At 40.9% G+C, this 13,212-nt stretch carries 11 protein-coding genes and 1 tRNA gene; 9 read left to right on the top strand and 3 right to left on the bottom strand.

Annotated elements, in window-relative coordinates; translation table 11 throughout:
• Positions 1-97: 97 nt before the first annotated feature.
• The 6 genes from HCR01_RS19205 to HCR01_RS19180 all read left to right on the top strand — a co-directional run bounded on the left by HCR01_RS19205 (position 98) and on the right by HCR01_RS19180 (position 7,632).
• Complete coding sequence (locus HCR01_RS19205) at positions 98-1,960, top strand: ATP-binding protein (RefSeq protein ID WP_193197708.1); 1,863 nt, start codon at positions 98-100, stop codon at positions 1,958-1,960.
• A gap of 114 nt (positions 1,961-2,074) precedes the next feature.
• Positions 2,075-5,170: a helicase-related protein gene (locus HCR01_RS19200; protein ID WP_193197707.1), complete on the top strand. Its 3,096-nt coding sequence runs from the start codon at positions 2,075-2,077 to the stop codon at positions 5,168-5,170.
• A 107-nt stretch (positions 5,171-5,277) separates the two neighbouring features.
• The gene (locus HCR01_RS19195; protein ID WP_320073137.1) at positions 5,278-5,577 is read left to right on the top strand and encodes a HAMP domain-containing sensor histidine kinase; all 300 of its coding nucleotides are present in this window, start codon (positions 5,278-5,280) and stop codon (positions 5,575-5,577) included.
• 97 nt (positions 5,578-5,674) lie between these two features.
• Positions 5,675-6,253, top strand: coding sequence for a hypothetical protein (locus HCR01_RS19190; protein WP_193197706.1), 579 nt, complete (start codon positions 5,675-5,677; stop codon positions 6,251-6,253).
• Between the two features lie 116 nt (positions 6,254-6,369).
• Positions 6,370-7,203 carry a hypothetical protein gene (locus HCR01_RS19185; protein WP_226889442.1) on the top strand — a complete coding sequence of 278 codons (834 nt, stop codon included), beginning with the start codon at positions 6,370-6,372 and terminating at the stop codon, positions 7,201-7,203.
• A 33-nt stretch (positions 7,204-7,236) separates the two neighbouring features.
• A complete protein-coding gene (locus HCR01_RS19180) occupies positions 7,237-7,632 on the top strand; it encodes a hypothetical protein (RefSeq protein ID WP_193197705.1) in 396 nt (131 codons plus the stop codon).
• Between the two features lie 26 nt (positions 7,633-7,658).
• Here HCR01_RS19180 and HCR01_RS19175 read toward each other — a convergent pair whose 3' ends face one another.
• Complete coding sequence (locus HCR01_RS19175; protein WP_193197704.1) at positions 7,659-9,605, bottom strand: amino acid transporter; 1,947 nt, start codon at positions 9,603-9,605, stop codon at positions 7,659-7,661.
• A 162-nt stretch (positions 9,606-9,767) separates the two neighbouring features.
• Positions 9,768-10,328: an HdeD family acid-resistance protein gene (locus HCR01_RS19170; RefSeq protein ID WP_193197703.1), complete on the bottom strand. Its 561-nt coding sequence runs from the start codon at positions 10,326-10,328 to the stop codon at positions 9,768-9,770.
• A gap of 596 nt (positions 10,329-10,924) precedes the next feature.
• On the opposite strand from HCR01_RS19170, the gene HCR01_RS19165 reads away from it, so the two are divergent.
• The 3 genes from HCR01_RS19165 (at position 10,925) to HCR01_RS19155 (ending at position 12,696) form a co-directional block, all read left to right on the top strand.
• Positions 10,925-11,179: a TIGR03643 family protein gene (locus HCR01_RS19165; RefSeq protein ID WP_193197702.1), complete on the top strand. Its 255-nt coding sequence runs from the start codon at positions 10,925-10,927 to the stop codon at positions 11,177-11,179.
• 620 nt (positions 11,180-11,799) lie between these two features.
• Entirely contained in the window at positions 11,800-12,126 is a 327-nt protein-coding gene (gene trxA, locus HCR01_RS19160) for a thioredoxin (protein ID WP_193197701.1), read from the top strand.
• A 375-nt stretch (positions 12,127-12,501) separates the two neighbouring features.
• Positions 12,502-12,696 carry a DUF2795 domain-containing protein gene (locus tag HCR01_RS19155; protein ID WP_193197700.1) on the top strand — a complete coding sequence of 65 codons (195 nt, stop codon included), beginning with the start codon at positions 12,502-12,504 and terminating at the stop codon, positions 12,694-12,696.
• A 345-nt stretch (positions 12,697-13,041) separates the two neighbouring features.
• On the opposite strand, the gene HCR01_RS19150 is transcribed toward HCR01_RS19155, so the two are convergent.
• Positions 13,042-13,113 (bottom strand) — tRNA-Thr (locus HCR01_RS19150).
• Positions 13,114-13,212 lie beyond the last annotated feature (99 nt).

Below are 13,212 nucleotides of genomic sequence, written 5' to 3'. Positions count from 1 at the left end.
AGGGGGCGTTGCTGCAAAGCGCAAGGTATAGTTAGAACGCTAAGAAAGCTGGGAATCCTAGATTTATATATACTCCTATGTAGAGTGGAAAGGTTGTATGATATGGCAGAGTTTAGGACAACGGTTATCGAGCCTTAAGGTTGGTCAAAAGATCGGTTTGGGATACGCCCTTGCTCTAGGCATTGCTGTGTCTGGAACAATTGCTGGTTTTAGAGTTGGGCATCATTATCAACAACAGGCTGAAGAACAAGAAGAACACGCACGCAACGAAGTGGAACTTCTGCATCGCTTGCAATCTCGTATTCTCCAGACTCGAACACATCAACAGCAACTTATCCCTCTAGCGCAATACCGAGAAAAATTTCAGGATGAATATGCTCACTTGCTAAAGCATAAAACTGAAATTCAAACAATTTGGGCTGAACTTAAGGCGTTTGTGGCAAAGTCTCAGATCCCACCAGATCATGTACACCAGGCAAGGATTCCAGCTTTCTTGCAAACCTATGACCGTGTGCCACAACTTTACTCACAAGAATTAGAATACCGAGTTGAACAAATCCGTCAGCTGAATCTGGCGTCACCTACTAATGTTAAGCTAGCCCAAGCACTAATGTTGGAATTTACCAATAGTGATTTGGCGCTTGAATTCGATGGCATATCGGATGATCTGGTGGGTTTAATTGATCAAGCTTACCAAGAACTGGAGGCAGCAGTAAAGTCAAATGAACAGGCTAGTGAAGTTGCTGAGAAAGTGGTGGTTACGAGTATCGGATTGTCTATTGTGATCGCCATTATTTTAGCAATTTTGACCAACCGAGCGATCGCTCAACCGATTGAAACTCTGACCAGCATTGCCCGACGTTCCACTGAAGAGTCTAACTTTGATTTACAAGCGACTGTTGAGCAAAATGATGAGATTGGAACGCTTGCCAATGCCTTTAACCAATTAATTCGCGCTGTTCAACAACTCTTACAGCAACAGAAAACAGCCAACGAACAACTACAAACTTACAGCCAAACACTTGAGTCTCAAGTTGAGGGAAGAACCCAAGAACTCAACGACAAAAATACGCAGTTGCAACAACTCTTAGAAGAACTGCAACGCACTCAGGTTCAAATGGTGCAAAGTGAAAAGATGTCTGCTTTGGGGCAAATGGTGGCAGGGGTGGCACACGAAATCAACAATCCGGTCAACTTCATCCACGGCAACTTGAGCCATGTGCAAGAATATGCCCACAATTTATTAGCTTTTGTGCAACTTTATCAGAAGTACTATCCCAACCCAGCACCCGAAATCCAAGCTGAAGCGGAAGAACTTGATATGGAGTTTGTCCAAGTTGATCTACCCAAAATGCTGAATTCCATGAAAATGGGTACTGATCGCATTCGCCAGATTGTCTTGTCACTCCGCAATTTCTCACGAATGGATGAAGCTGACTTTAAAGCCGTTGATATTCATGAGGGCATTGATAGCACGTTGTTGATTTTACAGCATCGTTTGAAAGATAAACCAGAGCATCCAGCGATTCAAGTAATTCGTGACTATCGCAGTATCCCGCCAGTGGAATGCTATCCTGGTCAAATCAATCAGGCGTTTATGAACATTCTGGCAAATGCCATTGATGCGCTAGAAGAAGCCAACGCCAAACGAACCTATGAGGAGATTAAGGAAAATCCCAGCCAGATTATTATCCGCACTTCTATGATTGATTCAAAGTGGATAAAAATTGCAATTTCTGATAATGGAATGGGAATGACTGAATCTGTTCACAAACGCATATTTGATCCATTCTTCACCACAAAATCAGTCGGTAAGGGAACGGGTATGGGAATGCCGATTAGCTATCAGATTGTCACTGAGAAACATGGCGGTAAGTTAGATTGTTTCTCCGTACCTGGCGAGGGAACGGAGTTTATCATTCAAATCCCTGTCCAGCAGCAAATTCGTAATGCGGTCTAACAAGCAAGCCCATGTACCTCAGTTCTGAGTACAGACACAGCAGCAAAGGTAACTGTCAGTATAAAAGCATGGCTTAGACAGTAAAAATCTTGAAAAATAAAAAAAGTAAAAGTTATGCCTCTATTTGAGATTCCTTCGTCAGATGGCTATCATTCGGATGTAGTTTTTATCCGAGATCCAAATAATGGTTCTGATCGCTTTTTTACCCATTACTCCTACACACGGGGCGCTACTGCAAACATTAATGAGATAACAGATAGGCGTGGGATACCTAGCAATAATTTTCGTGCATGGTCTTGGTATGAAACAGAATTTCCAGAGATTATGCAGCGAATTTATAATTCACAAGAATATATCCCTGGAGAAGGTGTACTAGGAGCTTCACCAATTGACCAAGATTTTTATGTGAACACTATTATGCGTCTTGGTGCGTTAGAGATTCTAGCTAACATTTTTTCTGGTCGTATTACTGCAAATGATAAAGATCCATTCCCTCACCAGTTAGCTTTACAGCAGTATATGAAAGACAATGGAAATAGGGTTAATCGGTTATTAATTGCAGATGAAGTTGGGCTTGGTAAGACCATCGAGATTGGTCTGGTTTTGAGAGATTTACTAATTGCCAAAGGTAGTTTTGAACGATTTAGGTGCTTGTATCTCACCAAAGCAGGACTTGTTGATGATGCTTGCCTTAAGTTGCAATCTGTAATGAAAGGTGCGTTGACAGTTGATGGGCAAAATCAAAATATTGTCCAGGTAGTTGATTCTTTCCGAAGCTATGGCAGAAATAATACTAGTGGTATTCAAGTTGCAAGTATTGATGCCGCACGCCTCTATGTTGAGGAGAGAGATAAAGAGAATTTACCTAAAGGAGTTAGACCTGAGATTCTAATTATTGATGAATGTCATCACTGTGGAAGTAGTGAAGAATTAAATCGGGTTGAACGGATTAGATTGGCAACTCAAACTTATAAAGCAGCATATCAACTAATCAGTGGTGAATATTGGCAAGACTCAGAGCCACCGAAACTTGTAGTCTTGATGAGTGCAACTCCTTTTCGTTCGAGTACTCAATTTATCAACTTGCTGCGTCTGATTTCTCATCAATCTGTATTTGAAAATGTTTTTTTGAATGATGTTCGTGAAAATAATCTCGTAGCAGAGCTAAAAAAGGAAGATTCTACTGCTATAGTCATTTGGCGACAACAGAATAATGTATTTAGTTGGACTGGTCAGCCACTCTTTCCAAGATTAACTGTTGATCGGATAAAACTTGAGACGACTCCAGAGTATCTTGACATTATGAGAGAGATACGTGCAACAGTTCAGAAAATTTGTCTGGACAATGGTGAAAGTTTTGGTGGATTTGCGACAAGACAACTTGAGATGAGGCTAACTAGTAGTTCTATAGCAGGTGCTATTTGGCTATTTCGCTGGTGTATTCGACACAAAACTTGGAAAACCCAAGCAATCTATAGGCAGGATACTTCTGAGAGTACAGAAAGTCTGCGTAAGTTAATTATCCAGATTTCTCAAAGAATCGCCGAATTTGATTTAGGTAGTTCTAACAAATATGCAGATGTATCTTTTCCCAGTGATAGTTTTCACTTTAAACTTGCAAGTCTTGCAGGTGGAGGAAAAGTTGATGATATCTATAGATTCAGTGAGATTTTGCATAAAAAAGACGATGAAGGTAGGGGGTTCAATGCTATACCAGACGAAATTCTTGAATTAACCAATTTAGCAACCAGATTACTTAATTTCTCTACATCAACTCAAAGTAATGGAGTGGAAAATGCTAAACTGAACTGGCTGAAAAGGATGCTTGAAGAATATCCTGACTCACGGTTTCTCGTCTTCACAGAAATCTTACAAACTTGTGAAATTATAACTAAAGCTCTTCCCAGAATTTCTGATAAGTTGACTGGAAGTATGGGTAATAGTGAAAGAGAGAAAGTAGTGCGTAGATTTCGTGGTCAAGAAAAACCTGTAATTCGAGTTTTAGTTGCAACATCTGCTGCTGACGAAGGCTTTGATTTTCAGGTTGCAAACCGCGTTGTACACTGGGACTTGAGTTCTTCGCCAGCTGTTCTTATGCAACGGAATGGACGAGTTGCAAGACTTGGGCAAGTATCCGATGTTGTTGCTTACTACCTAATGATGACAGAAACTCACGAAGCTAGAAGAGAGGAGATTTTGCATGAAAAATTTAACCAATTAGGTATAGCAGACGAACAACTAAGACTAAGAATTCTTGGGTCACTAGATGAGGATGAAGTAGAAAAAGCAGTTGAAGAGAATCAACCAGTAATTATTGATGAGCTTCTAAGAAAAGCAAACGAACAAAATCAAAGGATGAATGATAATTTGGGAAAACTTCAGAAGGATTTAACTGCAAAAGCAGTAATTGACAGAACAATGCTGGCTCAAAGATTGGAATACTGGGTGAAGCTGGGACTACCTCTGCGTGATCAAGCAGAATTCAAACTAAACTTTGATACTGTGGAATGGCAGCGCCCAATATTTGCAGTCGATCAAGCTACTATTAGCGAGACAGCACAAGCAGTAGTTGCAACTATCAAGCGAAAAGATGAAAATTGGAAAGTACATAAAATTACGTTTGATCCAGAATTTAACCTCTTTGGTGGTGGTAGCGACACCTATTCACTAGCAGGGTTACGTCCTTGGGTGAGAGACGAGAGAAATGGTAGAGATGGAGATATATGGAAACATCGTCCTCTCAGACGATCTGATTCAATAGGAGATCTGGCTTGTTCATTAGCTAGGCAACGTCAGGCAGATTTCACAATTGTTTCTGGCACTAGTTTATTTGAAGTAATTCCAAGTCTCAAAGGTAGTCGATACTTGCTGTTTGCTACTCATCCCATGCTTGAAGTAGAAGAACATCTTAGTCATAGTGGCTTGTCGTACCTAACATTCTACGCCTTTGGCGATGATTTGAGTTCCCCAATTCAGTCCAATGGCTATTCTGCCGATTGTGTTAATCAAGTAATCCAACTGCTTGAAAGAGAAGCTACTCAACCCAATTTAAGTGTACTCGATCATTCACTCCTTGAACAAGCTAGAAAATCAGGAAAGAGAATATCAGAGTGGTTAAGTAACTCCAGAATACTTCCAAAACTTGGGGATCAAAAATATTTTCTTCCAATACCTGTAGCATTAGTAGCCGTTACTTATCCCGACTTTTGAGTTGTCTGCGACAGGGTATGACAATGCGTTAGTGCGGACGGAATGTAGGCTATCGGTGAGTAACCAAAGCTACTTGCCACCGCATAACTTTACCGTTATGCGGCTCAGTGCGATGTCTACGACAGGTTACGCCTACGTATCCTTGTACCCAGTTAACAGATGATCCTCAACTAGTACAGCTGCGGATTCAAGATAATGGCATTGGCATGTCAAAACAAGTAAAACAAAGAATCTTTGACCACTTATTTACAACAAAAGATATTGGTAAAGGAACAGGATTAGGATTAGCAATCGCTTATCAAATTGTCACCGAAAAACACAACGGCTCGCTGGATGTCAACTCTACACTCGGTCAAGGTACTGAGTTTATTATTACACTTCCTGTCAATATTCAAGTTATCTATTAAAGATAGAGATGCAAGTGCGGCACATTTAGCAACGCCGAAATTTGATAAGATTAGTAAAGTGGTCGTAAGCTGTCTTCAGTAGATTTGCAAAAACACTATGGCAAAGCGTAAGAAAAGCAATCTCCAGTGGATTAAAGAAACGCTTGAACTAAAACCCGACCATCGCTGGGAATCTCCATCAGGCTACAAAATTTTTGTCGCAGATCGGGGGTCTGTTCGCTTCAATGTTCCCCAGAATTGGGTTTTTGAGCCACAAGAAAAATCATTCAAGTTTCTCGATAAAAAACCGCCTGACGATGATTGCTGCTTGGAAGTGTCTTTCAATCGTCTGCCACCCAATGACTGGAGTTCGTTTCCCCTAAAATCTACCTTGAAGAAAGTGATGGAAGACGATAGTCGCAACGTCATTGCTAAAGGAGAAATCGTTACCCTCAAGCGCCAAACAGCTAGAATTGTGTGGACAGAGATGAAGTTTATTGATACTCAAGAAGAACCACGCGAAGCTTTTTCGCGGACTTGCATTGGTTTGGGGTCAAATGTTCAATGCTTGATTACATTTGATTATTGGGCAGATCAAGCAGAGCAGCTAACACCCATTTGGGATGAAGTAATCCGTAGTCTCACACTAGGGCTGTATATCCGTGACCCAATGACTGGTGTAGCTTTCCCAGACTAAACCTCAAGAGTGAACATAACAGCGGTTTAAGTTTGGCATCCCGCAGTCACAAAATCCACAATCGGTATTTAATGGGTTGTGATCACAGGTTGGTATAGTTGTAAATAGGCTGTGCTATGCAGCGCAAACAAACCGATAAAACTCGAATTTGCAACTTCATCTTAAAGCAGTCTAGAGTAAATACGGCTACAAGTCAGCTTCTAGTTACTCTATCTTTAAGGATAAACAGCTACTTCACAAGCGATCGCACAATGGACGACAGCAAGGCATTGTTTGACTACTGGCATGACCGAGTCCAGCTTAAAAACTATGAGTTAATTGCGGCTCCTGGACACATCCAAACCCAGGATCTACGTCATGAATGTACCAACTACGATCATCTTTGGCGTAGCCCCGAAGTTCAACGGCTGGACGAACCAGAGCGCAGCAAGGTTATTGCTATTATTAAGTACGAATGTACAGCCAAAGTTCTACAGAATCGGACTGGTCGTCTCCGCGATCGCGCTAACGAGCTGGAAGCAGCTTTTTATGAACAAGATCAACAAAAATCCAAGCTTCTCGGTCTCATCAAAGCATTACAAGAGAAACTGTTTGGTAAGGACAAAGAAATTAAAAAGTTACAAGCACGAATTGCCTTGCTAGAGACTGAAAATGAAGCTCTGCGATCTGAAGCTGAGAATAGTAAAGCTGAGGCAGAACTAGTTAAAGAACTGGAGCAGCTTCAAAAGAAGTACAATGCGGTTGAGAAGAGAAGACAGGAATTAGCTAAGAATAATCAGAGTTTAGGTGGGAAAGTTGCCCATACGAAACGGTATAAGCAGCAAAGAGACGAAGCAAAAACTTTCATTGAACAACAGAAACAGCAAATTGCTATCTTGGTTCAAGAGAGTCAGCATCTTCGTGAAGAGAATGAAAAGCTTTATCAGAAATTAAAACAAGTGGATCGATGAAATGCTCTAAATTTGAGACGCTCGATAGTAACTATGAGACTTCAAGAGCTAAAAACTAAAATCTACGAGTTAACTGAAGTAAATACTACCAAACAACTCAAGGCTAAGTATGAAGAGATTAAGACGTTAGATATGCGTCAAAAAATTTCTTGGGAAAAAACTCTTGCTATTCTTCAGAAACAGCAAAGTGAGTTCGACGCGTGGTTAGAAAATCCACCTGAAGAATACAAAGATCTTTTTTCTGAAATTACAGAAGTTTCGCAAATATATGACCAGAAATCAGCACAGACAAAACACCAAGCGCAAGAGGTATTGTCAATAGCGAATAATCTTGAAGAGTTAGCAAAGGAATGTCAAGACGAAGCAGATCAACTCAAGCAAGAAGTTGAAATAACTAGACAGATTTCAAAACAAGCTAGACTAAACTAGTTTTGGTATCAGAGCACAGATCTGCCTCAACCCCCGACATGAATGCCAGGACGCCTTTGAGAATTCTTTTCAGCCCGACGGAGAACTTCGCGGGTGACTACAGCAATATCACCTTCACCAAATAAGATAAAACGCAGTAAGTATTGTATGGGATTTCCCTCAACCCAGCCGAAGTAAGCATGAGGAATCTTACCTGTTTGATCACGAATATAGAGCAGTAAAGCTGCGATCGCATTAGGTACTGCTGCACTTTCAGCACGTAGAATGCGGTAATCACCAACTTGCACCCCTTTTACTTTGATGACATCAGCAAATTCTGAAGCATCGGATACCATAATCTCTAGAAAGAGGATTGGATCGTTGTGTGGAATATGGTTATCCTCGCGCACTTCTTTCTCTTTTAAAAAATACTCTTGGACATCGCCCTCATTCAATCGATTAGCAATCAGTCGTATTTCCCCCTGACTTTCTTCGGCAAGGAATTGACGAGCAGTATCGTCAAATTCGATCTGCTCTACTCGCAATTCAGTTGAACGCCAAACGCGAGAAATCAGCGAGGTAAAAATAATCGCACCAATAAAACACGCAGCGATTCTAATCCCTTCTGGTCTTTCGATGATATTGACAATAGTTGTATATAAAAACAACAGTGTGATGATTGCAAAGACAAGTGTTTTTTGCTTTTCTCTGCGACGGTGGGCTGATAAGGTTACAGCAAAGGCAGCTGAGGTGATCAACACAAGTACACCAGTTGCGTAAGCTCCACCTTGGGCTTCCACATTTGCCCGGAAGATAATTGTCACAACAAAGGCGATCACTGTATAGACTAACACTAAAGGCCGCGCTAATAGCGCCCAATTGGGTGCCATGCCATAGCGTGGCAGGTAACGAGGTACGATATTCAGCAACCCTGCCATTGCAGATGCACCTGCGAACCACAGAATAGAAATAGTACTCAGATCGTAAATTGTGCCAAAGCCATCGCCTAAGTACAGATGTGCCAGATAAGCCAAAGCACGTCCGTTGGCTTTGCCCCCTGATGCAAATTCTGCGGCTGGAATTAGTAGAGTGGTTATCAAGCTGCTGGTAAGCAAAAAGAAGCTCATAATCACAGCAGCAGCAGTCAGTAGCTTGCGCGTATTCCGAATACGTCCTCTGGGATGCTCTTGAATGTCGCTGCTGCTACCTTTTACCAGGGGCATAACGGTAACGCCAGTCTCAAAGCCTGACAATCCCAGCGCTAGCTTGGGGAATAACAAGATAGCTATACCGAGTATTACCAAAGGGTTAGAATTACGTGCGAAAAGTGCAGTCTGCCATTGAGCGATCGCTCCTGGGTGAGTTAAGATCTGATACACACCAACGCTAATCACAATTAAGTTTAACAGCAGATAAATTGCAACTAAAAATACTGCAATACCGATCGCTTCTCGGAAACCTCTCAGGAAAACTGCGCTTAATAATGCAATTAATAATAGGGTAATAGCGATCGTCTGATCATGAAGTAAATCTGGAGTCAGCGGATTTTCGATGATATGGGCTGTGGCATCAGCAGCCGAGAGGGTAATAGTGATAATAAAGTCAGTTGCCACAAAGCCAAGTAGGCACAGTACAAGTAATTTGCCTTGCCACCAGGAGAGCAAACGCTCTAACATTGCGATCGACCCTTCCCCATGAGGACTTTCCGCAGCAATACGCCGATAGATTGGTAATGCGCCAAAAAGCGTCAGCAAAACCAAAATTAGGGTAGCCACAGGAGAAAGAGCGCCTGCTGCCAGTGCTGCAATACCAGGTTGATAGCCAAGAGTCGAGAAATAATCTACACCAGTCAGGCACATGACTTGCCACCAAGAATGCTGGTGATGTGGTTCTTCCTTACGATAAGGGCCTTCCTTTTCTTGTCTGTCTTCTTCAAGTAACCAGTGGATGAACCTTTTACTGAGCCGTTTTGTTGAAACAGTTGATTTAGACATTAAATACGGTTGTGTTGCAATCGGCTTGGTGATTTCTTTGAACTTTTGTGGTTTATTAAAATTTTGCACTATAAAGACATAGCACTATCATTTCTTATTATGGGTTAAGCATCCTATTTGATTTACAAACAATAGCAACTGCTCATAGTTGCCGAATTTGCGTCAAATTCTTGTCCTCTGGTTAGAAAGGCTGCGGATAGACAATGAAAGCATGATCATCCAAATGCCTGTTAACAAAAAATTAATGCCTGCGAATACTCCCAGTACCCAAGCTGCGCTGAAAGGCCATTCAGACATAATCAAAATACCTAGAATGATAGCCATAATGCCACTGAACAATACCCAACCCCAGTTTGGGTCTGGACGCACTTGAAACGCTGCAATCACCTCAAATACACCTTCAACAAAAAAGAGAATTCCCAAAGCTAAGGTAAGGGAAAGTGCAGCGCCAAAGATGTTGCTAAGCAGCAGAATCCCAGCAATTACGTATAGAATGCCAATCAGTAGCTTTGACCAGAAGCTTCGTTTTCGCCGTGATTGAAATGCGTGAACAATTCGGATGATACCAGCGATCAATAAAATCCAGGAGAGGACGAATGTGATGGCAATAGTAGCAACGAATGGTTCTGCGATCGCCCCAATGCCTAGCACAATCATAAAAATGCCCAGAGCAATCGACCATCCTAAGCCTCGTCTGGCTTCATTAATATCTTCAGAGTTCATAAAAGTTTCCAAAATGCGTTAGATGTGTTTTTATTCAAGTAAATTGCTTAATTACTTAACTAATATATAAACATACATAAATACCTTTGAATTATTAGTAAAATGCCGTAAAATAGATAGATATTAACATGGATAATTCATTAAGATACACTACCTGTGTTTTGACTTCCTCATTCTTTGGAGATAAAGCAATTCCTATAAACTATTAATATTTAGTCTTGTTCATTCTTTCGCCAGAGTGATGAAAAAGGGTTATATCAATTCTCTAAGAGATAGCTATAGATAGGATAGGATAGCGGCATCTATCTTACTTTTAGTCTGATTTAAGAGAAATGGATTCCCTAGAAGTCAGTCGAAGTGGTATTAGAGAAATAGTAGGGGGTAATAAATAAATCATTGAGGATTAAATTTAATGTTTATATTAGTAAAATTTAGTTATAGAAAAAATCAAGTGAACTCTATGTTTATCTATGGTAGAGATTAAGTAACACTCAACTATATACACTGCTATCGAAATGTGATCGCGTGTGGTAAGTCTAGCAATCAAATTACTTTAGAAAAAAAATAGCTCAAATTTAATAATTGAAAACAAAGAAATGAATCTACCTAACCTCAATCCCGAAACTATTGATCGCATCATTGAAATGGCATGGGAAGATAGAACACCATTTGATGCTATTGAGGCTCAGTTTGGACTCCTTGAAAAAGAAGTAATTGCCTTAATGAAACATGAAATGAAAAAATCGAGTTTTCGGATGTGGCGAGAACGAGTTAATAAACGCAAAACGAAGCATCTACGTAAGCGAGAGTTTATTGCAGGCAGATTTAAGTCACAAAATCAAAAAACATAAAAAAATCCATCCACTAAGGGGTGGATTTTTTGGGCATGAGGAAGCCAGTGCCGTGGTGTTAGCGCAGCAGTAGCGACGAGCATCAAGGGTTTTCCGCGCCAGTCTGCTCAACGGGGGGCTTCGGGGCCCCCACACGCGGCTGGCTTGAGGAGCGCACTGCATTGCCTCTTTTCCCCTGGTTGTTCGCTCTTAGCGTTTCCGTAGGGTAACAAGTAGCGTTATGGGGAAGAGGTTTAAAGGCATTGCTGAATTGAAGTATGAAATTTAAAAACTTAACATCTTAAACTCTTACTCTCTGCGCCTCTGTCTTGAAAAGTTTCCTGGGTCGGGGAAACCCTCCTTCTCCTGACGGAGACCGGAGGCGAACAGAACTTTTCGCTGCGTCTCTGGGTGTTAGCATTCGCGGAGCGTCTCGTAGAGAAGCGGGGCGTAGCCCGGTAAATTCATCTCTGGATTCAGCAACGCCGGTTTAAAACTGACAAGCTGATTTTTGACAAATTAGCGATCGCCCCTGGAATATTCCTCTAAATACTGTTTGATTAGCGCTGAGCAGAAGAGAGTATAGTTTGTACAGTTAGCTGTTTACTGAAATTTGAGTTTGATACTGGAGAATTACAAAAATGTCTACTGATACAGTTGCTTACGTTGAAGAAAGTGACTTTGATGCTCTTTTAAGTGAAGAGAAAGTAGTTGTTGTTGATTTTACTGCTACTTGGTGTGGCCCCTGTCGCTTGATTAGTCCGTTAATGGATCAACTCGCAGAGGAATACAAAGGTCGCGCCAAGGTTGTTAAAGTAGACATTGACAACAACAAGCCGATTTTTAAAAAATTCGGTCTTCGCAACATTCCGGCGGTTTTATTTTTCAAGGATGGTGAATTAGCAGAAACTATCGTGGGAGTTTCTCCTTACGAACAGTTTACCGAAGCTATTCAGAAGCTTTTTTAGCCTGTTGTGGGGTTGCGGTGGATATATAGGGAAGTAATGGAAAAAGTGAGCTTGGCATCTATCCATAAGCTAAAAAGATTCTATAAAAAGTCAGACCTTAGATGAATGAATTTACTATGGAATCTACCTCATGCTAGAGATAGCACACGTTGAAGTTTCGTTTGTAAATCAAAGAAGTTCTTACCGAGTAAAGGTGACATTCATCTGTCAAAATGGTGCGAACTGAAACGAATCAAAGCTAAAACCGCACAGGGTGGGGTGTGAATGGTTTTTCAGCTCCCTCTTAACTATTCTCCCTATTTATTTAGTCAATATTTGACTAAATCTCTACTTTATTCACCAGAATACCCAGCGTCAGGCTTGAGGAGAGTCATTATGATTAAAGTGAATATAGTGCAGCTACAGCACAGTTTGAACGAAATCAGTTACCCGCTGAGTAAACAAGACTTGGTTAGGTACGCTGAAGAAAAAGGTATTGACGAGAAAATACTGCGAGCCTTAAACCGATTGCCTTCAAAAGAGTATCAAACGTTAGCTGATGTGAGCAAAGCGATTAGCGAAAGCGAATAAGTGTTTGAAAAGGGTAATCACTTGTTTGTTGTAAGGTATTTAACGTTTTTGTGTGTAGTACCTCAAACATAGTTATGATGATTGCGATCGCCACAATCAAGCTTTCAGGAATTTTAGCAAGAATGAGGTTCAAGCACATATTGTTTGATAGCAACCAAGTAAGGTGTTACATTATTCTCCGTAGAGTCACAGTAAATTTTGTAGGTTAGTTGATTGAAGGGCGATCGCAATCATAATTACAATTATCAACGGTTAGCCAAAGTTAAGTAACGACGCGAATTTACTAAACAGCGGCATCCAATTAGTGAATGTACAGTACAGGTTTAAAACTTGGTATAGCCTTAAAGCCAGCAGTCGGATTTGAACCGACGACCTTCCGATTACAAGTCGGATGCACTACCACTGTGCTATGCTGGCGCTCATTGACTAATGCTTTCAAGCACTAACCGACTTCCTATTGTACCATAAGTAATTTGATTGTCTAGTATCGATTACAAATAAACATTTTTAGATTAT

Source organism: Nostoc sp. MG11, from assembly GCF_014904695.1.
Taxonomy (GTDB): Bacteria; Cyanobacteriota; Cyanobacteriia; order Cyanobacteriales; family Nostocaceae; genus Komarekiella.
This window is presented reverse-complemented; position numbering and strand designations above follow the sequence as displayed.

What these genes read in the sequence shown, in the direction of transcription:
- HCR01_RS19205 (WP_193197708.1), top strand. Translation starts at nt 98, where the DNA reads ATGATATGGCAGAGTTTAGGACAACGGTTATCGAGCCTTAAGGTTGGT.
- HCR01_RS19200 (WP_193197707.1), top strand. Translation starts at nt 2,075, where the DNA reads ATGCCTCTATTTGAGATTCCTTCGTCAGATGGCTATCATTCGGATGTA.
- HCR01_RS19190 (WP_193197706.1), top strand. Translation starts at nt 5,675, where the DNA reads ATGGCAAAGCGTAAGAAAAGCAATCTCCAGTGGATTAAAGAAACGCTT.
- HCR01_RS19185 (WP_226889442.1), top strand. Translation starts at nt 6,370, where the DNA reads ATGCAGCGCAAACAAACCGATAAAACTCGAATTTGCAACTTCATCTTA.
- HCR01_RS19180 (WP_193197705.1), top strand. Translation starts at nt 7,237, where the DNA reads ATGAGACTTCAAGAGCTAAAAACTAAAATCTACGAGTTAACTGAAGTA.
- HCR01_RS19175 (WP_193197704.1), bottom strand. Translation starts at nt 9,605, where the DNA reads ATGTCTAAATCAACTGTTTCAACAAAACGGCTCAGTAAAAGGTTCATC.
- HCR01_RS19170 (WP_193197703.1), bottom strand. Translation starts at nt 10,328, where the DNA reads ATGAACTCTGAAGATATTAATGAAGCCAGACGAGGCTTAGGATGGTCG.
- HCR01_RS19165 (WP_193197702.1), top strand. Translation starts at nt 10,925, where the DNA reads ATGAATCTACCTAACCTCAATCCCGAAACTATTGATCGCATCATTGAA.
- trxA (WP_193197701.1), top strand. Translation starts at nt 11,800, where the DNA reads ATGTCTACTGATACAGTTGCTTACGTTGAAGAAAGTGACTTTGATGCT.
- HCR01_RS19155 (WP_193197700.1), top strand. Translation starts at nt 12,502, where the DNA reads ATGATTAAAGTGAATATAGTGCAGCTACAGCACAGTTTGAACGAAATC.